Origin of the sequence: Clavibacter nebraskensis NCPPB 2581 (assembly GCF_000355695.1) — a bacterium.
GTDB classification, from domain to species: domain Bacteria; phylum Actinomycetota; class Actinomycetes; order Actinomycetales; family Microbacteriaceae; genus Clavibacter; species Clavibacter nebraskensis.
Genome location: NC_020891.1, coordinates 1,950,502 through 1,972,518 on the forward strand (window position 1 = coordinate 1,950,502; position 22,017 = coordinate 1,972,518).

At 73.2% G+C, this 22,017-nt stretch carries 19 protein-coding genes; 10 read left to right on the plus strand and 9 right to left on the minus strand.

Translation table 11 applies throughout. The annotated features are described in order from the left end of the window. Positions 1–47: 47 nt before the first annotated feature. Entirely contained in the window at positions 48–1,013 is a 966-nt protein-coding gene (locus CMN_RS09185; RefSeq protein WP_015490539.1) for an ROK family glucokinase, read from the minus strand. A gap of 131 nt (positions 1,014–1,144) precedes the next feature. On the opposite strand from CMN_RS09185, the gene CMN_RS09190 reads away from it, so the two are divergent. Further along, positions 1,145–2,971: an AMP-dependent synthetase/ligase gene (locus CMN_RS09190; protein ID WP_015490540.1), complete on the plus strand. Its 1,827-nt coding sequence runs from the start codon at positions 1,145–1,147 to the stop codon at positions 2,969–2,971. Positions 2,972–3,014: 43 nt separating this feature from the next. On the opposite strand, the gene CMN_RS09195 is transcribed toward CMN_RS09190, so the two are convergent. Genes CMN_RS09195 through CMN_RS09205 form a run of 3 tightly spaced genes read right to left on the minus strand, consistent with a single transcriptional unit; the run spans position 3,015 to position 8,430 of the window. Next, positions 3,015–3,506, minus strand: coding sequence for a peptide deformylase (locus tag CMN_RS09195; RefSeq protein ID WP_015490541.1), 492 nt, complete (start codon positions 3,504–3,506; stop codon positions 3,015–3,017). 34 nt (positions 3,507–3,540) lie between these two features. Further along, positions 3,541–5,013, minus strand: coding sequence for a mycothione reductase (locus tag CMN_RS09200; protein ID WP_015490542.1), 1,473 nt, complete (start codon positions 5,011–5,013; stop codon positions 3,541–3,543). Positions 5,014–5,028: 15 nt separating this feature from the next. Next, a complete protein-coding gene (locus CMN_RS09205) occupies positions 5,029–8,430 on the minus strand; it encodes a pyruvate carboxylase (protein WP_015490543.1) in 3,402 nt (1,133 codons plus the stop codon). 79 nt (positions 8,431–8,509) lie between these two features. On the opposite strand from CMN_RS09205, the gene CMN_RS09210 reads away from it, so the two are divergent. After that, positions 8,510–9,322: a ParA family protein gene (locus tag CMN_RS09210; protein WP_012038568.1), complete on the plus strand. Its 813-nt coding sequence runs from the start codon at positions 8,510–8,512 to the stop codon at positions 9,320–9,322. Positions 9,323–9,419: 97 nt separating this feature from the next. On the opposite strand, the gene CMN_RS09215 is transcribed toward CMN_RS09210, so the two are convergent. The 4 genes from CMN_RS09215 to CMN_RS09230 all read right to left on the minus strand — a co-directional run bounded on the left by CMN_RS09215 (position 9,420) and on the right by CMN_RS09230 (position 12,977). Continuing rightward, entirely contained in the window at positions 9,420–9,962 is a 543-nt protein-coding gene (locus CMN_RS09215) for a MerR family transcriptional regulator (protein WP_015490544.1), read from the minus strand. Positions 9,963–10,319: 357 nt separating this feature from the next. Then, on the minus strand, positions 10,320–11,021 hold the full coding sequence (gene ftsR, locus CMN_RS09220) for a transcriptional regulator FtsR (RefSeq protein WP_015490545.1): 702 nt from the start codon (positions 11,019–11,021) through the stop codon (positions 10,320–10,322). Continuing rightward, positions 11,021–11,503 carry an FHA domain-containing protein gene (locus CMN_RS09225; protein ID WP_012298726.1) on the minus strand — a complete coding sequence of 161 codons (483 nt, stop codon included), beginning with the start codon at positions 11,501–11,503 and terminating at the stop codon, positions 11,021–11,023. The genes ftsR and CMN_RS09225 overlap by 1 nt, the downstream gene beginning before the upstream one ends. An 88-nt stretch (positions 11,504–11,591) precedes the next feature. Next, on the minus strand, positions 11,592–12,977 hold the full coding sequence (locus CMN_RS09230) for a C4-dicarboxylate transporter DctA (protein ID WP_015490546.1): 1,386 nt from the start codon (positions 12,975–12,977) through the stop codon (positions 11,592–11,594). A 141-nt stretch (positions 12,978–13,118) separates the two neighbouring features. On the opposite strand from CMN_RS09230, the gene CMN_RS09235 reads away from it, so the two are divergent. From CMN_RS09235 to CMN_RS09255, 5 genes are all read left to right on the plus strand, one after another. Beyond that, the gene (locus tag CMN_RS09235; protein WP_045929220.1) at positions 13,119–14,858 is read left to right on the plus strand and encodes a sensor histidine kinase; all 1,740 of its coding nucleotides are present in this window, start codon (positions 13,119–13,121) and stop codon (positions 14,856–14,858) included. Next, on the plus strand, positions 14,855–15,559 hold the full coding sequence (locus tag CMN_RS09240; RefSeq protein ID WP_015490548.1) for a response regulator: 705 nt from the start codon (positions 14,855–14,857) through the stop codon (positions 15,557–15,559). Before CMN_RS09235 ends, CMN_RS09240 begins: the two co-directional genes overlap by 4 nt. Positions 15,560–15,652: 93 nt before the next feature. Further along, complete coding sequence (locus CMN_RS09245) at positions 15,653–16,699, plus strand: M4 family metallopeptidase (RefSeq protein WP_015490549.1); 1,047 nt, start codon at positions 15,653–15,655, stop codon at positions 16,697–16,699. After that, positions 16,700–16,972 (plus strand): protealysin inhibitor emfourin, encoded by a 273-nt coding sequence (locus CMN_RS09250; protein ID WP_015490550.1) that lies wholly within the window; start codon positions 16,700–16,702, stop codon positions 16,970–16,972. It begins immediately after the preceding gene. Beyond that, complete coding sequence (locus CMN_RS09255) at positions 16,969–17,829, plus strand: DUF3097 domain-containing protein (protein ID WP_015490551.1); 861 nt, start codon at positions 16,969–16,971, stop codon at positions 17,827–17,829. Before CMN_RS09250 ends, CMN_RS09255 begins: the two co-directional genes overlap by 4 nt. 21 nt (positions 17,830–17,850) lie before the next feature. On the opposite strand, the gene CMN_RS09260 is transcribed toward CMN_RS09255, so the two are convergent. Beyond that, positions 17,851–18,924 (minus strand): substrate-binding domain-containing protein, encoded by a 1,074-nt coding sequence (locus CMN_RS09260; protein ID WP_015490552.1) that lies wholly within the window; start codon positions 18,922–18,924, stop codon positions 17,851–17,853. 112 nt (positions 18,925–19,036) lie between these two features. On the opposite strand from CMN_RS09260, the gene CMN_RS09265 reads away from it, so the two are divergent. Genes CMN_RS09265 through CMN_RS09275 form a run of 3 tightly spaced genes read left to right on the plus strand, consistent with a single transcriptional unit; the run spans position 19,037 to position 22,010 of the window. Then, entirely contained in the window at positions 19,037–20,245 is a 1,209-nt protein-coding gene (locus tag CMN_RS09265) for an extracellular solute-binding protein (protein WP_227077669.1), read from the plus strand. After that, positions 20,242–21,195, plus strand: coding sequence for an ABC transporter permease (locus CMN_RS09270; RefSeq protein ID WP_015490554.1), 954 nt, complete (start codon positions 20,242–20,244; stop codon positions 21,193–21,195). Before CMN_RS09265 ends, CMN_RS09270 begins: the two co-directional genes overlap by 4 nt. After that, a complete protein-coding gene (locus CMN_RS09275) occupies positions 21,195–22,010 on the plus strand; it encodes an ABC transporter permease (RefSeq protein ID WP_015490555.1) in 816 nt (271 codons plus the stop codon). Before CMN_RS09270 ends, CMN_RS09275 begins: the two co-directional genes overlap by 1 nt. Positions 22,011–22,017: the final 7 nt, after the last annotated feature.

Below are 22,017 nucleotides of genomic sequence, written 5' to 3' on the forward strand. Positions count from 1 at the left end.
CGGGACGGGGGACGCCGCAGGCCGAGGCGGCCGGCCGACGCCCGGGCTCAGGCGCCGTGGCGGAGAGCCGCCGCGTGGCGTCGCGCGAGGTCGGCCGCGCCCACGACGCCGGCGTCGTTGACGAGCTCGGCGATGCGGAACTCCGCCTCCGGGTGGTATCCGCGGGCCGGGAGGTGCGCGAGGTAGGCCTCGCGGATCGGGTCGAGGAGGAGGTCGCCCGCCTGCGCGACGCCGCCGCCGATGACGAACATCTGCGGGTCGAGGATCGCGCCGATGCTGGCGGCCGCCTCGCCGAGCCAGCCGCCGAGGCGACGGAGGGCGAGGAGCGCGCCGGGGTCGCCGGCCTGGATGAGGTCGCTGACGTCGTGGCCGGTGAGCGTGCCCACCTCGCGCCGCCGCGCCGCGAGGCCCTCGCCGTGCGTGCCGCCGAGGTCGGCGAGCTCGTCCGCGGTGCGCAGGAGCGCGCGGCCGGATCCGTACTGCTCGATGCAGCCCCGGGCGCCGCACCCGCACGGCAGGCCGTCGGGCACGACGCGCATGTGGCCGAGCTCGGCGCCCGCGCCGAAGCCGCCGCGGAACAGGCGGTCGTCGGCGACGATCGCGCCGCCCACGCCCGTGCCGATCGTGAGCGTGACCATGTCGCTGACCAGGCGGCCCGCGCCGTAGCGGAACTCGGCCCAGCCCGCGGCGTTCGCGTCGTTCTCGATGACGATGGGCACGTCGATCCGGCCACGCAGCTTCTCGCGCACCGGCTCGTTGCGCCAGTTGATGTTCGGGGCATAGTAGACGGAGGACTGCGCGGCGTCGATGAAGCCCGCCGCCGCGACGCCCACGGCGGCGACGTCGGGGTGCTCGGCGCGGAGCCGGCCGACCATCGCGACGACGGACTCGACGATGGCGTCCGGGCTGCTCGCCTCCGTGGGCGTGCGCTCCTCGGCCGCGATGGCGCCGAGCTCGTCGACCACGGCCCCCGCGATCTTCGTCCCGCCGATGTCGATCCCTATTGCATGCACTCCGCGGGCCCTTCCGTTCGTCTCGCCCGTCGATCCTACTGACGCGACGGGCGCCCCCGACCGGGGACGAGCGCGCGGGCCCGGCCGCCCATAAGCTGATGCCATCCATTTCCGGTACCGAGGGAGTTGCCGTGGAACAGCACACCATGCCCGCCGTCGTCGAGGCGAGACCCGACGACAACATCACCGACGTCCTGGTGCACCGCGTGAGGACGAGCCCGGACGCTCCGCTGTTCGCGCTGCCAGACGGGTCGGGCGGGTGGACCGACGTCTCGGCGTCCGAGTTCCACCGCCAGGTCGTCGCCCTCGCGAAGGGCCTCGTGGCCGCGGGCATCGAGCCGGGCGAGCGCATCGGCATGATGTGCCGGACGCGCTACGAGTGGACGCTCGTCGACTTCGCGGTGTTCTTCGCCGGCGCCGTCCTCGTCCCCGTGTACGAGACCTCCTCCCCCGGCCAGGTGCACTGGAACCTGCAGGACTCCGGCAGCGTGGCCGTGATCCTCGAGTCCGCCGAGCACTTCTCGCGATTCGACGAGGTCCACCCGGAGCTGCCCGCGGTCCGCCGCGTGTGGCAGATCGACCTGGGCGACCTGGACAAGCTCGCGGAGCAGGGCGTCGGCGTGCCGGACGCCGAGATCGAGCGCCGCCGGAACATCGCGGTCGGCTCGGACATGGCGACCCTCATCTACACGTCGGGCACCACCGGCCGGCCGAAGGGCTGCATCCTCACGCACGCGAACTTCGTCGAGCTCGCGCGGAACGCCGAGGTCGCGATGGAGGAGGTCGTGCAGGTCGGCGCCTCGACGCTGCTGTTCATCACCACCGCGCACGTGTTCGCGCGCTTCATCTCGATCCTCAACGTGCAGGCGGGCGTGAAGACCGGGCACCAGGCCGACACGACGCAGCTCCTGCCCGCGCTCGCGTCCTTCAAGCCGACGTTCCTGCTCGCGGTCCCGCGCGTCTTCGAGAAGGTCTACAACTCCTCGGAGCAGAAGGCCGAGGGTGCGGGGCGCGGGAAGATCTTCCGCAAGGCGGCCGAGGTCGCGTACGCGCACTCGGTCGCGGTCGACGCCGGCTCCGTGCCGCTCGCGCTGAAGCTCCAGTACAAGCTCTTCGACGCGCTCGTGTACTCCAAGATCCGGCAGGCGATGGGCGGGCGCGTGCGCTTCGCGGTCAGCGGATCCGCGCCGCTCGGCCTCCGGCTCGGGCACTTCTACCGGTCGCTCGGCCTCACGATCCTCGAGGGCTACGGGCTCACCGAGACCACGGCGCCCGTGAGCGTCAACCTCGTGAAGGGCTTCCGCATCGGGACGGTGGGCCCGGCGATGCCCGGCGTGGCCACCCGCATCACCGACGAGGGCGAGATCCAGGTCAAGGGCGTCAACGTCTTCGACGGGTACTGGCAGGACGCGGAGGCGACCGCGGCCGTCTTCGACGACGGCTGGTTCCGCACGGGCGACCTCGGCAGCTACGACGCCGACGGCTACCTGACGATCACGGGCCGGAAGAAGGAGATCATCGTCACCGCCGGCGGCAAGAACGTCGCGCCGGCCGCGCTCGAGGATCCCATCCGCGCCAACCCGCTCGTCGGCCAGGTCGTGGTGGCCGGCGACCGGCGGCCGTTCATCTCGGCGCTCATCACGCTGGATCCGGAGATGCTCACGGTCTGGCTGGCCAACAACGGGCAGGACCCCGCCCTGACGCTCGAGCAGGCGTCGCAGAACCCGGCGGTGCTCGCCGAGGTGCAGCGCGCGGTGGACGCGGCCAACGCGACGGTGTCGCGCGCCGAATCCATCCGCAAGTTCGTCGTGCTGCCGGTGGAGCTGACGGAGGCGGCAGGGCACCTCACGCCGAAGCTCAGCATCAAGCGCCAGGTGGTGCTCGAGGCCTTCGCCGACGTGATCACCCGGATCTACGAGGCGGCGCCGACGACCGAGGGGCACTCGCTGGTCCACTGATCGCAGGCGTCGGCCCGCGCGAGCGCGCGAGCCGACGGCCTGGTCAGAACCAGTCGGACTCGCGCACCTGCTTCATGGCCTCGCGGCGGCGCTGCTTGTCGAGCCGGTCGAGGTAGACGAGGCCGTCGAGGTGGTCGACCTCGTGCTGGAAGGCCTGCGCGAGGACGCCCGAGCCCTCGATGCGGACGGGCTTCCCGTCGAGGTCGAGCCCCGAGATGACGGCCTCGGGGTGGCGCATGGTGGGGAACCAGAGGCCCGGCACCGAGAGGCAGCCCTCGTCGACGAGGACGGCCTCGCCGCGCAGCTCCTCGATGACGGGGTTGAGGACGTAGCCGAACGCCGGCCCCACGTTGTAGCTGAAGGCCCGGAGGTTGACGCCGATCTGCGCGGCGGCCACCCCGGCGCGGCCGTCGGGCCGCACGCTGTCGAGGAGGTCCTCGACCAGGGAGCGCACGCCCTCGTCGATCTCGCGGATCTCCGAGGAGACGGTCTTCAGCACCGGATCGCCGAACAGGCGGATCTGTCGTTCAGTCATTCTCTGCTTCCGTGGGTCCTAGTCCGGCGGCGGGTCAGGATCGACCAGCCCCCGCGGGCGCGTCGCCCTGGCCATTCTCCCGTGCCCAGTCGGCCACCGCGGACTCGGCGGCGAGCAGCGCGTTCTCGACGATCTCCGTCACGGCCGGGTGCGGCCAGTACTGCGCCCGGGCGAGGCCCGTGACCCGGTGCCCGAGGCTCGCGGCCATGAGGAGCGGCTGGATCAGCGCCGCGGAGTCCGAGCCGATGATGTGCGCGCCGAGGAGGGTGCCGCCGTCGCGCGGATCCACCACGAGCTTGCAGAACGAGGTCGTGTCCTCGAGCGCCCAGCCCCACGCGGTGGACGAGTACGGCTGCTCGATCGTGACGACGGGTCCGGCCTCGCGCGCCTCCGCCTCCGTGAGGCCGAACGAGCCGATCTGCGGGCGCGAGAAGACCGCCAGCGGCACGGGCCCGGGCGCACCGCCGATCAGGTCGTCCGGGTGCAGGAGGTTGTGCTGCACGACGCGGGCCTGGTGGTTGGCCACGTGCTTGAGCTGGTGGTCGGCGCTGATGTCGCCGAGCGCGAAGACGCCGGGGACCGGCTCGCCGCCCGCGAGGACGCGCTGCCGGTCGTCGACCACGATGCGGCCGTCGTCGTGCAGGTCGTAGCCCGCGTTCACGACGGCGAGCGTGTCCGTGTTGGGGACGCGCCCGAGGGCGACCAGCACGGCCTCGGTCTCGACCAGGTGGCCGGACGCGAGACGCGACCTGAGCACGTCGCCGTCGCGCTCGATCTCCTCCACCTCGCAGTCGGTGATCACGTCCCACTGCGTGCGCGCGAGCGTCGTGAAGCGCGTCGAGACGTCCTCGTCGAGGTTGCCGAGCAGGTGCGCGGAGCGCGCGACCTGCGTCACGTGCACGCCGAGGTGGCTGAAGACGTGCGCGAACTCGGCCGCCACGTAGCCGCCGCCGACGATGAGGAGCGAGGCCGGCAGCGCGGCGATGCGCATGATCGAGTCGGAGTCGTGGATGTCCGGGTCGGGCGCGTAGACGGCCTGCAGCGGCCGGGGGCGGGAGCCAGCCGCGAGCACGATCCGGTCGGCGGTGATCCGCTGCCCGCTCGCCGACACGAGCTCGCCGGGCGCCTCGAAGCCCACGCTCTCGCGCAGCAGCGTGATGTTCTCCGAGCCGCTCTCGCGCCACTCGCGGCCGTCCTCGCTGATGGCGTCGATGCGGCCGAAGACGCGGTCGCTGATCGCGGGCCAGTCCACGGCGTCCACCGACGCGCGGATGCCGAGCGCGGCGCCGTCGCGCGTCTCCGCCGCGATGTCGGCCACGTGCACGAGCATCTTCGTGGGGATGCAGCCCGCGTTGAGGCAGGTGCCGCCGAAGTGCTCGCCGTCGTCGACGAGCAGCACGCGCTGGTCGGCGAAGCGCTCGTCGACGATCGAGTTGCCGGATCCGGCACCCACGATCACGAGGTCGTAGTGCTCGTCCTGCTGCGGGTCCTGCTGTGCGTCCGTCATCTGGTGGCTCTCCTCCTAGGGCTCTACGATCACGAGCAGGTCGCCCGCGTCGACCTGCTGGGTTGTGGGGACCGCGAGGCGCGCGACGCGGCCCGCGACGGGCGACGTGATGGCCGCCTCCATCTTCATCGCCTCGATGGACGCGACCGGCTGGCCGGCGGCGACGACCTGGCCCTCCTCGACCTTGAGGGTCACGACCCCGGAGAACGGCGCCGACACGTGGCCGGGGTTCGCCGGGTCCCCGCGCTCGGCCACGGTCGTGGTGACGGCGATGCCGCGGTCGCGCACGAACACCGGACGGAGCTGCCCGTTCATGACGACCATGACGGTGCGCATGCCCGACTCGTCGGCGTCGCCGACGGCCTCCAGCGCGATGAGGACCTCGACGCCCCGGCTGATCCGCACCGCGTGCTCCTGGCCCGGGCGGAGGCCGTGCAGGTAGTCGTCCGTGTCGAGCACGGAGAGGTCGCCGAACAGCTCCCGGATGGTCTCGAACTGCTCGGTCGGCTGCGGGAAGAGCAGGCGGTTGAGCGCGCGGCGTCGCTCGGCGCCCGGCAGCTCGAGCGCGGCGCGGTCCTCGGCGAACAGCGGAGTGACGCCGATCCGCACGTCCCGGCCCTGGAGCACGCGCGTGCGGAAGGGCTCGGGCCAGCCGCCGGGCAGATCGCCGAGCTCGCCCGCCATGAAGCCGACCACCGAGTCGGGGATGTCGTAGTCCTGCGGGTTCCGCTCGAAGTCGGCCGGGTCGGCCTTTGCGGCCGCGAGCTGGAGGGCGAGGTCGCCGACCACCTTGGACGACGGCGTGACCTTCGGGATGCGGCCGAGGATCCGGTCGGCCGCCTGGTACATGTCCTCGATGAGCTCGAAGTCGTCGGCGAGGCCGAGCGCGATGGCCTGCTGCCGCAGGTTCGAGAGCTGGCCGCCGGGGATCTCGTGCCGGTACACACGCCCGGTCGGGCCGGCCAACCCGGACTCGAACGGCCGGTAGAGGCGGCGGACCGCCTCCCAATAGGGCTCGAGGTCGCTGACCGCGTCGAGCGAGAGGCCCGTGTCGCGCTCGGTGTCCGCGAGGGCCGCGACGAGCGCGGACGCCGACGGCTGGCTCGTCGTGCCCGACATGGGCGCGCTCGCCACGTCGACCGCGTCGGCGCCGGCGCGGCTGGCTGCGAGCAAGGTCGCGAGCTGGCCGCCCGCGGTGTCGTGCGTGTGCACGTGCACCGGCAGGTCGAACTCGCGGCGCAACGCGGTGACGAGGCGCTCGGCCGCGGCGGGGCGGAGGAGCCCGGCCATGTCCTTGATCGCGAGGACGTGCGCGCCGGCGGCCACGCTGCGCTCCGCGAGCCGCAGGTAGTAGTCGAGCGTGTAGAGGTCCTCGGCGGGATCCAGCAGGTTGCCCGTGTAGCAGAGCGCGACCTCGGCGACAGTGGTGCCGGTGGCGAGCACGGAGTCGATGGCCGGCCGCATCCGTTCGACGTCGTTGAGCGCGTCGAAGATGCGGAAGACGTCGACGCCGGTGGCGGCCGACTCCTGCACGAACGCGTCTGTGACCGCGGTGGGGTACGGCGTGTAGCCGACGGTGTTGGCGCCGCGCAGCAGCATCTGGATCGCGACGTTCGGCAGCGCCTCGCGGAGCGACGCGAGCCGCTCCCACGGGTCCTCGCCGAGGAAGCGGAGCGCGACGTCGTAGGTGGCCCCGCCCCACGCCTCGACCGAGAGCAGCTCGGGCGTCGTGCGCGCGACGTACGGGGCGACCGCGACGAGGTCGCGCGTGCGCACGCGCGTGGCCAGCAGCGACTGGTGAGCGTCGCGGAACGTCGTCTCCGTGACGGCGAGGGCGGTCTGCGCGCGAAGGGCCTCGGCGAAGCCGAGCGGGCCGAGCTCGAGGAGGCGCTGGCGGGATCCCGCGGGCGCCGGCAGCCGGAGGTCGGCGTCGGGCAGCTTGTCGGCGGGCCGGACGACCGCGGTGCGGGGACCGTTCGGCTGGTTGACGGTGACGTCGGCCAGCCAGTTGAGGATCTTCGTCCCGCGGTCCTTCGACACGTTGCTGCGCACGAGGCCCGGCCGCTCGTCGATGAAGGACGTGCTGATGTCGCCCGCCTGGAAGTCGGGGTCGTCGAGCACGCCCTGGAGGAACGGGATGTTCGTGGAGACGCCACGGATCCGGAACTCGGCGAGGGCCCGCTTGGCGCGCGTGACGGCGGTCGGGAAGTCGCGCCCGCGGCACGTGAGCTTCGCGAGCATCGAGTCGAAGTGGGGGCTGATCTGCGCGCCCGTGGCGACCGTGCCGCCGTCGATGCGGATCCCGCCACCGCCCGGCGACCGGTACGTCGTGATCTTGCCTGTATCCGGGCGGAAGCCCTGGGCCAGGTCCTCCGTCGTGATGCGGCACTGGAGCGCCGCGCCGCGCAACGCGATCGCGTCCTGGCGGAGGCCCAGCTCCGCGAGGGTCTCCCCCGCCGCGATGCGCATCTGCGCCTGCACGAGGTCGATGTCGGTCACCTCCTCCGTCACGGTGTGCTCGACCTGGATCCGCGGGTTCATCTCGATGAAGACGTGCTGTCCCGCCCGCGGCCCGTCCGTGTCCAGCAGGAACTCGACCGTCCCGGCGTTGACGTAGCCGATGCTCCGGGCGAAGGCGATCGCGTGCGCGTGCATGGCGTCGCGGATCGCGGGGTCGAGGTTCGGCGCGGGGGCGATCTCCACGACCTTCTGGTGCCGCCGCTGCACCGAGCAGTCGCGCTCGAAGAGGTGCACGGTCTCCCCCGTGGCGTCGGCGAGGATCTGCACCTCGATGTGCCGCGGCCGGAGCACGGCCTGCTCAAGGAACATGGTCGGATCGCCGAAGGCGCTGTCGGCCTCGCGCATCGCGGCCCGGAGCGCGTCCTCGAGGTCCTCCGCGCGCTCGACGCGCCGCATGCCGCGGCCGCCGCCGCCCGCGACGGCCTTCGCGAAGATCGGGAACCCGATGCCCGCGGCCTGCTCGAGCAGCAGGTCGACGTCGGTGGACGGCGGCGTCGAGGCGAGGACCGGCACCCCGGCCGCGGTCGCGTGCTCCTTCGCCGTGACCTTGTTGCCCGCCATCTCGAGCACGCCGGCGTCGGGGCCGATGAAGACGATGCCGTTCGCGGCCGCGGCACGCGCGAGGTCGGGGTTCTCGGAGAGGAAGCCGTACCCCGGGTAGATCGCGTCGGCACCCGACTCCTTCGCCACGCGGATGATCTCGTCGACGTCGAGGTACGCCCGGACGGGGTGCCCCTCCTCGCCGATCAGGTAGGCCTCGTCCGCCTTGAGGCGGTGCAGCGAGTGCCGGTCCTCGTGCGGGTAGACGGCCACCGTGCGGGCGCCCAGCTCGACGGCGGCGCGGAACGCGCGGATCGCGATCTCCCCGCGGTTGGCGACCAGGATCTTCTCGAACATGGCGGGGCCTCTCGTCGGATGGGGCTTGGGCACCCCCGCGTTTAGGTCTTCCCAGAATATCGACGGTAGCCTCTCCCACGTGCATGTACTGAGCGTCAGCTCCCTCAAGGGGGGCGTGGGCAAGACCACAGTGACCCTGGGACTGGCGTCCGCCGCCTTCTCCCGCGGCTTGAGGACCCTCGTGGTCGATCTCGACCCGCAGGCCGACGTGTCGACGGGCATGGACATCCAGGTCGCCGGCCACCTGAACGTCGCCGACGTCCTCGCCTCCCCCAAGGAGAAGATCGTCCGCGCGGCCATCGCGCCCAGCGGCTGGACCAAGGGGCGCCCCGGCACCATCGACGTCATGATCGGCAGCCCGTCCGCCATCAACTTCGACGGCCCGCACCCGAGCATCCGCGACATCTGGAAGCTCGAGGAGGCCCTCGCCAACGTCGAGGCCGACTACGACCTCGTGCTCATCGACTGCGCCCCGTCGCTCAACGCCCTCACGCGCACCGCGTGGGCGGCCAGCGACCGCGTGACGGTCGTCACCGAGCCCGGCCTCTTCTCGGTCGCCGCCGCCGACCGAGCGCTCCGCGCCATCGAGGAGATCCGCCGCGGCCTGTCACCGCGCCTGCAGCCCCTCGGCATCATCGTCAACCGCGCCCGCGTGCAGTCGCTCGAGCACCAGTTCCGCATCAAGGAGCTCCGCGACATGTTCGGCCCACTCGTCCTCAGCCCGCAGCTGCCCGAGCGCACGTCGCTCCAGCAGGCGCAGGGCGCGGCGAAGCCGCTGCACGTGTGGCCCGGCGAGAGCGCGCAGGAGATGGCGCGCAACTTCGACCAGCTGCTCGAGCGCATCATGCGCACGGCCAAGATCGGCGACTACGCGGAGAACGCCGCGCGCTGACCCGCTCGAAGACCTGTCGCCGCTCCTCCTCGAGGGGCGGCGTTCGTCATCTCCGATGCCGGACAGCACGGGACGTGCCGCCGGCGCGCGCTCGGGTCTAGGACGCCTTGATGGCGCGACGGGCGGCGAGCTCGTCGGTGGGATCCACGGTCTGCGTGTCGATCTCGACGAGGGAGTGCTCCACCTCGCGGAGGACCTTGCCGACGGCGATGCCGAAGACGCCCTGGCCACGGCTCACGAGGTCGATGACCTCGTCGTTGCTGGTGCAGAGGTAGACGCTCGCGCCGTCGCTCATGAGCGTGGTCTGCGCGAGGTCGACGACGCCGGACTCGCGGAGCTGGTTCACCGCGGTGCGGATCTGCTGCAGGGAGATGCCGGTGTCGAGGAGGCGCTTGACGAGCTTGAGGACGAGGATGTCGCGGAACCCGTAGAGGCGCTGGGTGCCGGAGCCGGAGGCCCCGCGGACGGTGGGCTCGACGAGGCCGGTGCGGGCCCAGTAGTCGAGCTGGCGGTAGGTGATCCCCGCGGCCCGGGCGGCGACGGCGCCGCGGTAGCCCGCGCTCGCGTCCATCTCCGGGAGGCCGTCGGTGAAGAGCAGACCGAGGTCGTAGCGCCCGGAGTCCGGGGTGGAGTCGCTCATCGTTCTGCCTTCCACCCCTCAGCGCTCGCCCCGGTGGGGTTCGCGCGCTGCTCGGGTCGGTTCGTCGGGATCGTGTTCTCACGGTAGCGGGGCCCGCGGGCCCGATCAACGACATCCGGCCGAAGCGCCCGGCGTGTCGCCCCGGCCCTCCGCCGCGCCCCCGTCGGGGGTGCGCATCGGCCGGTCCCGACGGGCCCCTCCGACGTGCGGACGGCCCCGTGCGGGCACGTCAGTCTACGGGCCGCACCCGTCGTCGCGGGCGCGATCAGGACGACAGGCGGCCGAGCGCGGACTCCGACGCCAGCGCGACCTCAGGACGACAGACGGCCGAGCGCGGACTCCGACGCCAGCGCGACCTCAAGACGAGAGGCGGCCGAGCGCGGAGCGGATGAGGCTCCCCCGCACGACCTCGAGCTGCGTGGCGATCTCGCGGGCGAGCTCCGCGGCGTGCGCGCGGCTGGACGCGTCGCGGCGGCGGGACACCGGCACCAGGGCCGACTCGATGAGGCTCAGCTCGCGCTCCGCGGCCTGGCGGAAGCCGCGGAGGTGCCGCGGCTCGATCCCGGTGCGCTGCAGCTCGACGAGCGCGCGCATCACCTGCACCGCCTCCTCGCCGTAGACCTCCGCCGGCATGAGCACGCCCGCGGTGATGGCGTCGCCGAGGAGCGGGGCGGTGGCGCCGGACTCGCGCACGAGCTCCGCGCGGCTGTAGCGGCGCTCCTGGTCGAGCATGGAGACGCCCGGGACGGGCGTGCCGCCGGGGAGCGCGGGCGAGAGGCCGGCGTCGAGGTCGTGGAGGTAGGAACGGATGACCTTGAGCGGGAGGTAGTGGTCCCGCTGCATCCCGAGGACGGTACGCAGGCGCTCGACGTCGGCGGGGCTGAACTTGCGGTAGCCGGACTCGGTGCGGGACGGCTGGACGAGCCCCTGCTCCTCGAGGAAGCGGAGCTTGCTGTTGGTGAGGTCGGGGAACTCCGGCGTGAGGCGCGCCAGCACCTGACCGATGCTGAGGAGACCAGGGGTGCGGGCTCGCGTCGACCGGGCGGCGGACGCCGGCACTACTCGGCGGTCCGGCCGACGAGGTCGGTGCGCGACGCGTAGAACGTGAGGCGGAACTTGCCGACCTGCACCTCCGCGCCGTCCTGGAGGAGCGCGGTGTCGATCCGCACGCCGTCGAAGTAGGTGCCGTTGAGCGAGCCGAGGTCCTTGACCTGGAACGACGTGCCCTGCCGGACGAACTCCGCGTGGCGGCGGGAGACGGTCACGTCGTCGAGGAAGATGTCGGCGTCGGGGTGGCGGCCGGCCACCGTCACGTCGGCGTCGAGGAGGAAGCGCGCGCCCTGGTTGGGGCCACGGCGGACGACGAGGAGCGCGGATCCCGAGGGGAGCGCCGTCACGGCGTCCTTCTCCTCGGCGGAGACGGCGCCGTCGAGGCCCGCGAGCGCCGCTCCGAGCTCATCGCGGAAGGTGGCCGTGGTGTCCGTGCTCGTGTACTGCTCGGGCACGCGCGTGGCGCCGTGACCCTCTTCGCGTCCATCCATGGTCGTACCTCCTGTGACCTGACAGCGTAACGGATCGGGCACGGCCGGGACCACGGTGGGCGGCACCCGGGCGTGGCCCCGTCCCTTCTCAGCGGGAGGTGGAGCGCGGCTCGTCGCCGCGCTCGCCCGCCCGCGTGACGTCCGCCTCGATGGCCTCCGCAGGGGCCTTCAACTCGGCCCCGTGCTCGGTGCCCATGCTCTTCTCGTCGAAGGGGTCGCCGCCGCCGAGGACGAGGGCGACGCGGTCGGCGTCGATGCCGCGGGTCCACGTGCCGATGAGGAGCGTGGCGACCGCGTTGCCGGTGAAGTTCGTGAGCGCGCGCGCCTCCGACATGAAGCGGTCGATGCCGACGATGAGGCCGACGCCGTCCACCAGGTCGGGCCGGTGCGACTGCAGCCCGCCCGCGAGGGTCGCGAGGCCGGCGCCCGTGACGCCCGCAGCGCCCTTCGACGCGATGATCATGAAGACGAGGAGCGACACCTGCTCGCCGAGGGCCAGCGGGGTGCCCAGCGCGCTCGCGATGAAGAGCGACGCCATCGTGAGGTAGATGGCCGTGCCGTCGAGGTTGAACGAGTAGCCCGTGGGCACGGTGATCCCGACGACGGGCTTGGACACGCCCACGTGCTCCATCTTCGCGATGAGGCGGGGCAGCGCGACCTCGGACGAGGACGTGGAGACGATCAGGAGGTACTCGCGGCCGAGGTACCGCATCAGCTTGAAGATGCTGACGCGGGTGACGAACCAGAGGAGCGAGCCGAGGATCACCACGACGAACAGCGCGCACGTGATGTAGAAGCCGATCATGAGGGTCGCGAGGCTGATGACGGCCTGGAACCCGGTGGCGCCGACGACCGCCGCGATGGCGCCGAACGCGCCGAGCGGGGCCACCCACATCACCATGCTGAGGATGCGGAACACGAGGATCTGGATGTTGCGGATGCCCTCGAGCACGGACTCGCCCCGCTTCCCGAGCTGCTGCAGGGCGAAGCCGACGAGGAGCGCCACGAACAACGTCTGCAGGATGCTGCCCGAGGTGAGCGACGACAGCAGGGACGTGGGGATGATGGAGAGGAGGAAGTCGGTCTCGCCGGCCGCCTCCGTCGAGCCCTCCGGCGCGCGCAGGCCGCTCAGGTCGAGGCCCTCGCCCGGGTGGATCAGGTTGCCGACCACGAGGCCGACCGCGAGCGCGAGCGTCGACATGACGATGAAGTAGAGGAGCGCGAGGCCGCCGACGCGACCCACCATGGCGGCCTTCGCTACCGAGCCGACGCCGAGCACGATGGTGCAGAAGATGATGGGCGCGATCATCATCTTGATGAGGGCGACGAACGCGTCGCCGATGGGCTTCAGGGCCACGCCCGTCTCGGGTGCGACGAGGCCGACCGTGACGCCGAGGATCACCGCGATGATGACGGCGATGTAGAGGTAGTGCTGGCGGTCCAGGCGGCGGAGCGCGGCTATCGGGTTGGTCATGGGACGTCCTTGTCTCGTGAGCGGCGCCCGCGCACGAGTGCGCACGGCGGTCCTCGACAGGATGGCCCACGCGCGGGGGCGCCTGGGCGTTGTGTTCATAATGTTCCTGCCGGGTGCCGGCCGCGGACGCTGGGGGGCAGCATGGCCGGACGCGCCCTCGCCGACCCGCCCCGGCGCGCGCGGACCCGCCTCCGGGTGGGCCTCCCCCGCGGGATCGCCGCCCGGCTCCTGGTGGTGCAGCTGGCCGTCCTGCTGCTGGTCGCCGTGGTCGCGACCGCGGCGCTCTGGGCCGACTCGCGGCAGCGCGCCGAGCAGGCGGCGGCCGACCGGAGCCTGGCCGTCGCGACGACCGTGGCCGACTCGCCGCGGGTGGCGGAGGGTCTCGCGTCCGCGGATCCCACGGCCGCCCTCCTCGACTACTCGCTCGACGTGACGCGCGACACCGGGGTCGACTTCGTCACGATCATGGACCGCGACACCGTGCGCGTGACCCATCCCGACCCCGACGAGATCGGCCGCAGGTACCTCGGCACCACGGGCCCCGCGCTCGCCGGGCGGTCGATGACCGAGACCTTCACGGGGACGCTCGGGCCGAGCGTCCGCGCGGTCGTGCCCGTGCGCGACGCGGACGGCGGCATCGTCGGGCTGGTCGCGGCCGGCGTCACCGTCGACCGCGTCACCGAGGTGCTCGGCGCGCGCCTCCCGGGGCTCGTCGGCACGGTCGGGGCGCTCGCGCTCCTCGTCGCCGCCGGGGCCGTGCTCCTCAGCCGATCGCTCGAGCGGACGACGTGGGGGCTCGGACCCGAGGAGATGGCGCGCATGCTCGCGTACTACGAGTCGGTGCTGCACTCGGTCGGCGAGGGCATCGTGCTCGTCGACCGCGACCGTCGGCTGGTGCTCCACAACGACCAGGCGGCCGAGCTGCTCGAGCTCGAGCTGGATCCCGCCACCGGGCCCGTCGAGGTGAGCGCGCTGGGCCTGCCGCCCGCGATCGAGCGGCTGCTCGTCGAGGGCACGACGGCCGACGAGGTCGTGCACCTGCCGAGCGGTCGCGTGCTCGTCGTGACGCAGCGGCCGGCGCTGCCGACGGGACGCACCGGGAGCGCCGCGCGGCTGGGCACGGTGACGACGCTGCGCGACCGGACGGAGATCCTGCGCCTGTCGGGCGAGCTCGCGACGCTCCGGACCCTCTCGGACGCCATGCGCGCGCAGACGCACGAGTTCGCGAACCGGCTGCACACGATCGTCTCGCTCATCGAGCTGGAGCGGCCGCGCGAGGCGCTCGCGCTCGCGGCATCCGAGCTCGAGACGGACCGGCGGGCGTCGGAGGGCGGGCTGGCGGCCGACGCGGATCCCGTCGTGCGGGCGCTCGTGTGCGGCAAGACGGCGCAGGCGGCCGAGCGCGGGGTGCGGCTGTCGGTCCGCGTGGCCGACGGCACGGGCGACCCGGGCGTGCCCGCGACCGAGCTCGTGACGATCGTCGGGAACCTCGTCGACAATGCCATCGACGCGGCGGCCGACCCGTCCGTCGCGACGGCGCGCGGGGACGACCGCGGACGGGTGGAGCTGTCGCTGTCGCGCACGGACGCGGGCGGGCTCGTCGTCGAGGTGGCGGACGACGGTCCGGGCGTGGATCCCGCGGTGCGGCCGCGCGTGCTGGAATTCGGGGTCACGACCAAGGCGGGCGACGCGGGACCGCGCGGGGTGGGCCTCGCCCTCGTGGCGCGCTCGGCCGCGCGGCTCGGCGGACGCGTCGAGGTCGGCGACGCGGACGCCCCGCTAGGCGGGGCGCGCGTGCGGGTCGTGCTCCCCGCGGAGCCGCGCACCGCAGCCGCCGACCCCGACCGGGCCGACGCGCGCGACGGCGGGGTGCGCGCGTGATCCGGGTGCTGGTCGTCGACGACGACGAGCTGACCGCCGAGGCCCACTCCCTGTACGTCGGCCGGCTCGACGGCTTCGCGGTCGTGGGCGTCGCGCACACGGGCGGCGAGGCGCTGCGGCTCGTGGCCGAGGCGGGGCCCGACGGGATCGACCTGGTGCTGCTCGACATGACGCTGCCCGACATGCACGGCCTCGAGGTGTGCCGCCGGCTGCGGGCCGCCGGGCGCGCGACCGACGTCGTGGCCGTGACCGCGGTGCGGGACCAGGCCGTCGTGCGCAGCTCGGTGACGGCGGGCATCGTGCAGTACCTCATCAAGCCGTTCACGTTCGCGGCCTTCGCCGAGAAGATGGTGGCGTACGTCGGCTACCGCGAGGGGCTCGGCGCGGGCAGCGGGAGCACCACGCAGCTGCAGGTCGACCGGGCGCTCGCGGCGCTGCGCTCCCCCGCGTCCGACACCCGGCTCCCCAAGGGCATGTCGGCGGAGACGCTCGACCGGGTGCGCGGGATCGCGCGGGGCGACGGGCATGCCGACGCCACCGCCGACGGCGTCTCGGCCGCCGAGGTGTCGGGCGCGCTCGACGTGTCGCGCGTGACCGCGCGCCGGTACCTCGAGTACCTCGCCGACGTGGGCCAGGTGGAGCGGGTGCCGCGCTACGGGACGCCCGGCCGGCCCGAGCTCGGGTACCGCTGGACGAGCTGACGCGCCGTACGCGACGGGACGCGGTCGCGCGACCCCCGCACCGGATCCGCCGCGACCCGTGACGATGTCGTCGCCCCGTGCGAGTCTCGGGTCATGAGACGCACCATCCTCCCGCCGTACCTGCTGACCCGCCTCGCCGAGGCCGATCCCGACCGCCTGGCCGCCGCCCGCCAGGCCGCCCGTCGCGCCCTCCGCGACCAGGGGCCGCTCATCCACGACCGGCGCGGCCCGGGCGCCGCGCCCGAGCGGGCGGCGGCCGCCGAGCGAGACCCGTCGGGGATCCACCGCACCATCTCCGACGCGGGGAACCGCGAGGAGCTCCCGGGCCGCACGGTCCGCGTCGAGGGCGCGCCCGACACCGGCGACGCCCAGGTCGACGAGGCCTACGCCGGGCTCGGCGCCACCTACTCCCTCTTCTCCGAGGTCTACCGCCGGGAGTCGCTCGACGACCGCGGCCTGCCGCTGCTCGCGACCGTGCACTACGGCGAGGAGTACGACAACGCGTTCTGGGACGGCACGCGCATGGTCTTCGGCGACGGCGACGGCGAGGTGTTCGCGCCCTTCACGCGCTCGCTCACGGTCATCGGGCACGAGCTGACCCACGGGGTCACCGAGCTCACCCTCGGCCTCGTCTACCAGGGGCAGTCGGGCGCGCTCAACGAGTCGATCTCCGACGTCTTCGGCGTCCTCGTCGAGCAGCACGCGCTCGGGCAGACCGCCGCCGACGCGACCTGGCTCGTCGGCGCGGAGCTGTTCCTCGACCGGTCGACGGGCGTCGCGCTCCGCTCGATGCGCGCGCCGGGCACGGCGTACGACGACGACGTGCTGGGGAAGGACCCGCAGCCCGGGCACATGGACGACTACGTGGAGACCGAGGAGGACAACGGGGGCGTCCACATCAACTCCGGGATCCCGAACCGCGCCTTCTTCCTCGCGACCACGGCAATCGGCGGCGAGGCCTGGGAGGGCGCGGGCCGAGTCTGGTACGACGTGATCGAGTCCGGCGCGGTGCGCGCGGACGCCGACTTCGGGGCGTTCGCCCGGGCCACGGTCGACGCCGCGTCCGCGCGGTACGGTGAGGGCGCGTCCGAGGTCGCCGCGGTCCAGGCGGCGTGGGAGGGCGTCGGGATCGAGGTCTAGGTGGAGATCGCCGTGTCGCGCACGGGCGGGGTGGCGGGCATGACCCGCACCTGGTCGGTGCGCGTGGACGACGGCGCGTCCGAGTGGGGCGAGCTCGTCGACGCATGCCCCTGGGACGAGCCCGCCGTGCCCGCTCACGGCGCCGACCGCTTCGTCTACCTCGTGCGTGCGGGCGACCGCGAAGCGCGGCTCGGCGAGGCCGCGGTCGACGGCCCGTGGCGTCGGCTCGTCGACCGGGTGCGCGACGCGTCCCGTGAGAGCCTCGGAGGATGACGCCGCCTCCCCTCGACGACGACCGCTACGGACAGGACGTGCTCACCCCCGGGTGGCGCGGGCCTGCGAAGAAGGCCCCGCGGCCGCAGGACGCGACGCGCGACCTCGTGGTCGAGGAGCTGTCGACCGGCTTCTGCGGCGCGATCGTGCGCGTCGAGTCGGGCATGGTCGTGCTCGAGGACTACCGGCGGAAGCAGCGCACGTTCCCGCTCGGCGGGTCCTTCCTGCTCGAGGGCGAGCCCGTCGCGCTCCGCGTGCCCCGCGCGGCGCCCGCCGGCCCGGCGCGCACCGCGTCCGGGTCGCTCGCGGTCGCCGACCGGCAGGCCCGCGTCGCGCTCCCCAGCCGGATCTTCGTGGAGGGCCGCCACGACGCCGAGCTCGTCGAGAAGGTCTGGGGCGAGGACCTCCGGATCGAGGGCGTTGTCGTCGAGTACCTCGAGGGCGTCGACCACCTCGACGAGGAGCTCGACCGCTTCCGCCCCGGCAAGGGCCGGCGCGTGGGCGTGCTCGTCGACCACCTCGTGAAGGGATCCAAGGAGAGCCGGATCGCCGAGGCCGTCGCCCGCGGGCCGCACCGCGCGCACGCGCTCGTGGTCGGGCACCCCTACGTCGACGTCTGGCAGTCGGTGAAGCCCGCGCGTCTGGGCCTCCGCGAGTGGCCCGTCATCCCGCGGAACGTCGAGTGGAAGCACGGCATCTGCGCCGCGCTCGGCTGGCCGCACGACGAGCAGGCGGACATCGCGCGCGCATGGCAGCGGATCCTCGGCCAGGTGCGCTCGTACCAGGACCTGGAGCCCGCGCTCCTCGGCCGCGTGGAGCAGCTCATCGACTTCGTGACGGATCCCGCGGGGCGGTAGCGCCCGAGGCCGGGGCGGCGATCAGGCGGGCGCGGCCGCCGTGTCGCCGATCCGCACGCGCACCGGCAGCACGACGTCCGCCGGCGCCCGGCCCGCGAGCAGCTCGCCGACCATGCGGCCCGCGCGCACGCCGCGGTCGTGCAGCGGCTGCTCCACGGTCGTGAGGCGGCGCTCGAGCCACGGCAGGTGCGCGCCGTCGAATCCCGTGACGGTGAGGTCCTCGGGCACGCGCAGCCCGCGGGAGGCGGCGGCCCGGATGGCGCTCGCGGCGAGGATGTCGTTCTGGGCGAGGATCGCCGTCGGCCGCGACGGCAGGTCGAGCAGCACGCCCGCGGCGCGCTCCCCCGCCTCCAGGTCGCGCCCGCCCGCCTCGACGCGCACGGCGTCGGGGAAGACGCTGCGCGCGGCGCGGAGCCGCTCGCGGATGGTGCGGTTGACGATCTCCTCGAGGCCGCGACCCACGGGGATCACGGGGCCAGGCGGGCCGTCCTCCTCGATCCGCGTCGTGCGCATCAGCACGGCGACGCGGCGGTGGCCGAGGGCGCGCACGTGCCGCGCGAGCTCGCCCATGCCGCGCGCGTCGTCGATGTCGACCACGGCGACGCCCTCCCCGTGCGGGCCCTCGACGCCGACCATGGGGATCCGGCGGGCGCGCAGCCCGGGCAGGAGCGCGTCCACCTCCTCGCCGCGGGTGAGGAATACCACGGCGTCGACGGGCATGCCCTCGAGCAGGGGCGCGGATCCCTCGCGCGGCTCCCGCCGGCCCGGCAGCAGCAGCTGGCCCACGTCGAGGTCGTCGAGCGCCTCGCTGAGGCCCGCCATGGTCGCGAGCGCGACCGGGTTCTGGAACGCCCGGCGGATGCTGCCCGCGACCACGACGCCCACGATGCCGGTGCGGCCGCTCTTCAGGGACCTGGCCGTGGGATCCGGCCCCGCGTAGCCGATGCTGGCCGCGGCGCGCAGGATGCGGGCGCGTGTGGCCGGCGTGATCGAGCCGGTGCTGCGGTACGCGAGCGACGCCGTGGAGGTGGAGACGCCCGCGAGCGCGGCCACGTCGGCGAGGGTCACGGAGGCGCGCGGCGAGTTCCTCCTCATGCCGCCCACCCTATTCACGGCCCGCTCCCCGGCAGGCCCGTTCGTCCTCGGGGACCGGTATCGCCACGTCCCGTTCACGTCCGGGCAACCGGAGGACCGCACCATCGAAACGATGCGATCCGCATCGCTCCCCCAGCAGAAGGACACCCGACCCGTGATCCCCCGCCGTTCCCTCCTCGCCCTCGCCGCCGCCGCGTCCGCCGCGGTCGCGCTCGCGGGCTGCGCTCCCACCACGAGCACACAGGCCCAGGCCCAGAACCACGCCGTCACCGACGCATCGGGCACCGCCCGCGTCTTCATCTCCGGCGACACCAACGTCCAGGCCCTCTGGGACGACGGGATCATCCCCGCGTTCGAGAAGGCGAACCCCGGCGCCTCCGTCACCACGACGCTCGACCTGCACGGCCAGCACGACGCGCAGACCATGGCCACGCTCACGAGCTCGGTGCAGGGCGGATCCGACCCCGGCTACGACCTCATCGACGCGGGCTTCACGGCCGCGGCCGGCACCGGCGGGCTCCTCGCGCCCGTCTCGGCCGACACCATCCCGAACCTCGCGACCGTGCCCGACGCGACCGTGCAGTCCGGCGGCGGCTTCGGGATCCCCTACCGCGCCTCCTCCGTGCTGCTCGCCTACGACTCCACGAAGGTGACCGACCCGCCGAAGACGCTCTCCGGCCTGCTCTCCTGGATCCGGGCCAACCCCGGCCAGTTCGCCTACAACTCCCCCTCCACCGGCGGATCCGGCGCGGCCTTCGTCACGACCGTCCTCGACACCCACGTCGACGACGCCACGCGCGAGAAGATGACGACCGGCTACGACCAGTCGCTCGAGGGCGCGTGGGACGCGGGCTTCGACGAGCTCAAGGACCTGAACTCGTCCATGTACCAGGGCGGCGTCTACCCCAACGGCAACAACCAGGTGCTCGACCTGCTGGGCACGGGCGCCATCGAGATGGCCCCCGTCTGGAGCGACCAGGTCATCACGGCCCAGAAGGCGGGCACGCTGCCCGCGACCGTGAAGTACGCGCAGATCTCCGACCCGGCATTCACGGGCCACGCGTCCTTCCTCGGCATCCCGAAGACGGCCGAGCACGCCGACGTGGCGCAGAAGCTCGCCGACTACGTGCTCTCCGCCGAGGGCCAGGCCATCATCGCGAGCACCATCGCGGGCTACCCCGTCATCTCGCTCGACCAGGTACCCGCGGACCTGAAGGACCAGTTCGCCTCGGCCGACCCGTCGACGCTCCGTCCCGGCTACTACAGCCAGATGGCGTCGGACATGTCGAACCTCTGGGACCAGAAGGTCCCCGGCCAGTGACGGCCGTCCGGACGGCGGCCCCCGCCGCCCGGGCCTCCCGCGCGCGGCGGGTCTCCCCGGAGACCCGCCGCGCCGGCGTCGGCCTGGCGCTCGCCCTCCCGCCCGCGCTGCTGCTCGCGTTCTTCGTCGGGATCCCCGTCGTGCTCGCGATCGGCTTCAGCCTGGGCCACACGGGCGGGCTCAACAGCACGATCGCGACGATCGGCCTCGGCACGCGCACCGCCACCAGCTGGTGGGGCACGTTCGACGCCTACGTGGACGTGTTCACCGACCCGCGCTTCCTCCGCGACCTCGGCGTCACGGTGCTCGTGACGGTGCTCTCCACGGCCATCGTCATCGCCCTCTCGCTCGCGATCGCGCTCAACCTGCGCCTCCGCGGCGGCCGGCTCGCGTCGGTCTTCGCCGGGCTCGCGATCGTGCCGCTGTTCATCCCGGTCGTCATCGCGTCGTGGGCGATCCTCACCTTCTACTCGGGCGACGGCTTCGTGCGCACGGTCTTCGCGCTCGTCGGCCTCGAGGGGCCGACGTGGGGCTACACGACCGTCGCGGTGGTCATCGGCTCCGTCTGGACGAGCCTGCCCTTCGCCACCCTCATGGCGACCTCCGGTGTCCAGGGCATCCCCGACGCCATGATCGAGGCCGCGCGCGACGCGGGCGCCTCGACGTGGGCCATCGTCACGCGGGTGCTCGTGCCGCTCGCCGCGATCCCGCTCGTCATCGCGACGACCTTCACGGCGATCGGCGTGCTCGGCTCCTTCACGGTGCCGTACTTCACCGGACCGAACGCGCCCAGCATGCTCGGCGTCGACATCTCGAAGTACTTCACGGGGTTCAACCACCCGCAGGAGTCGATCGTGATGGCCGTCGTGGTGTTCGTCCTCGCCTCCGGCATCGCGTTCCTCTACGTGCGGGCCAACTTCCGCTCCGCGAAGAAGGAGGGCCGGGTCTGATGCGCGCCCTCCTCTCCGCCCGCGGGTGGATCCAGGCGGCACTGTTCGCGGTCGTCGCGGTCTTCATCCTCGGCCCGCTGCTCTGGCTCGCGGCGCACGCGTTCGCGACCAGCTGGGACTACCCGAGCCTCGTCCCCGCCGGCCTCACGCTCGACTGGTGGCGCGTGGTCTTCGAGGACGCCGAGCTCGCCGCGGCCGTCCGCAACTCGCTGTACTTCGCGCCCATCACGGTGCTCGTCTCGGCTCTCGTCTGCCTGCCGGCCGCCTACGCGTTCTCGCGCTTCCGGTTCCCGGGCCGGCGGATCCTGCTGGTGGGCCTGTTCGCCACCAACGCGTTCCCCAAGATGGGGCTCTTCGTGTCGATGGCGTCGCTGTTCTACGGGCTGCACCTCATGAACACCATCACGGGCATCGTCATCGTGCAGCTCATCGGCACGGTCGTGTTCATGACCTGGATCCCGGCCGCCGCGTTCAGCGCCGTGCCGCGCTCCCTCGAGGAGGCCGCGCGCGACGCGGGCGCCGGACGGGTGCGGACGTTCCTGCAGGTGACCCTGCCGCTCGCGCTGCCGGGGATCCTCGTGGCCGTGCTCATGTCGTTCCTCGCCGCGTTCGACGAGGCGCAGGGCACGTACCTCGTGGGCGCGCCCGTCTACATGACGATGCCGACCGAGATGTACTCGCTCGTCCTCAACCACCCGAAGCAGGTCGCCGCCGTGTTCGCGATCCTCCTCTCCGTCCCCTCCGTCGCCCTCCTCCTGCTCGCCCGCCGCCACATCATGGGCGGGCGTCTGGCCGAGGGCTTCCAGATCCGTTAGGCCGGCC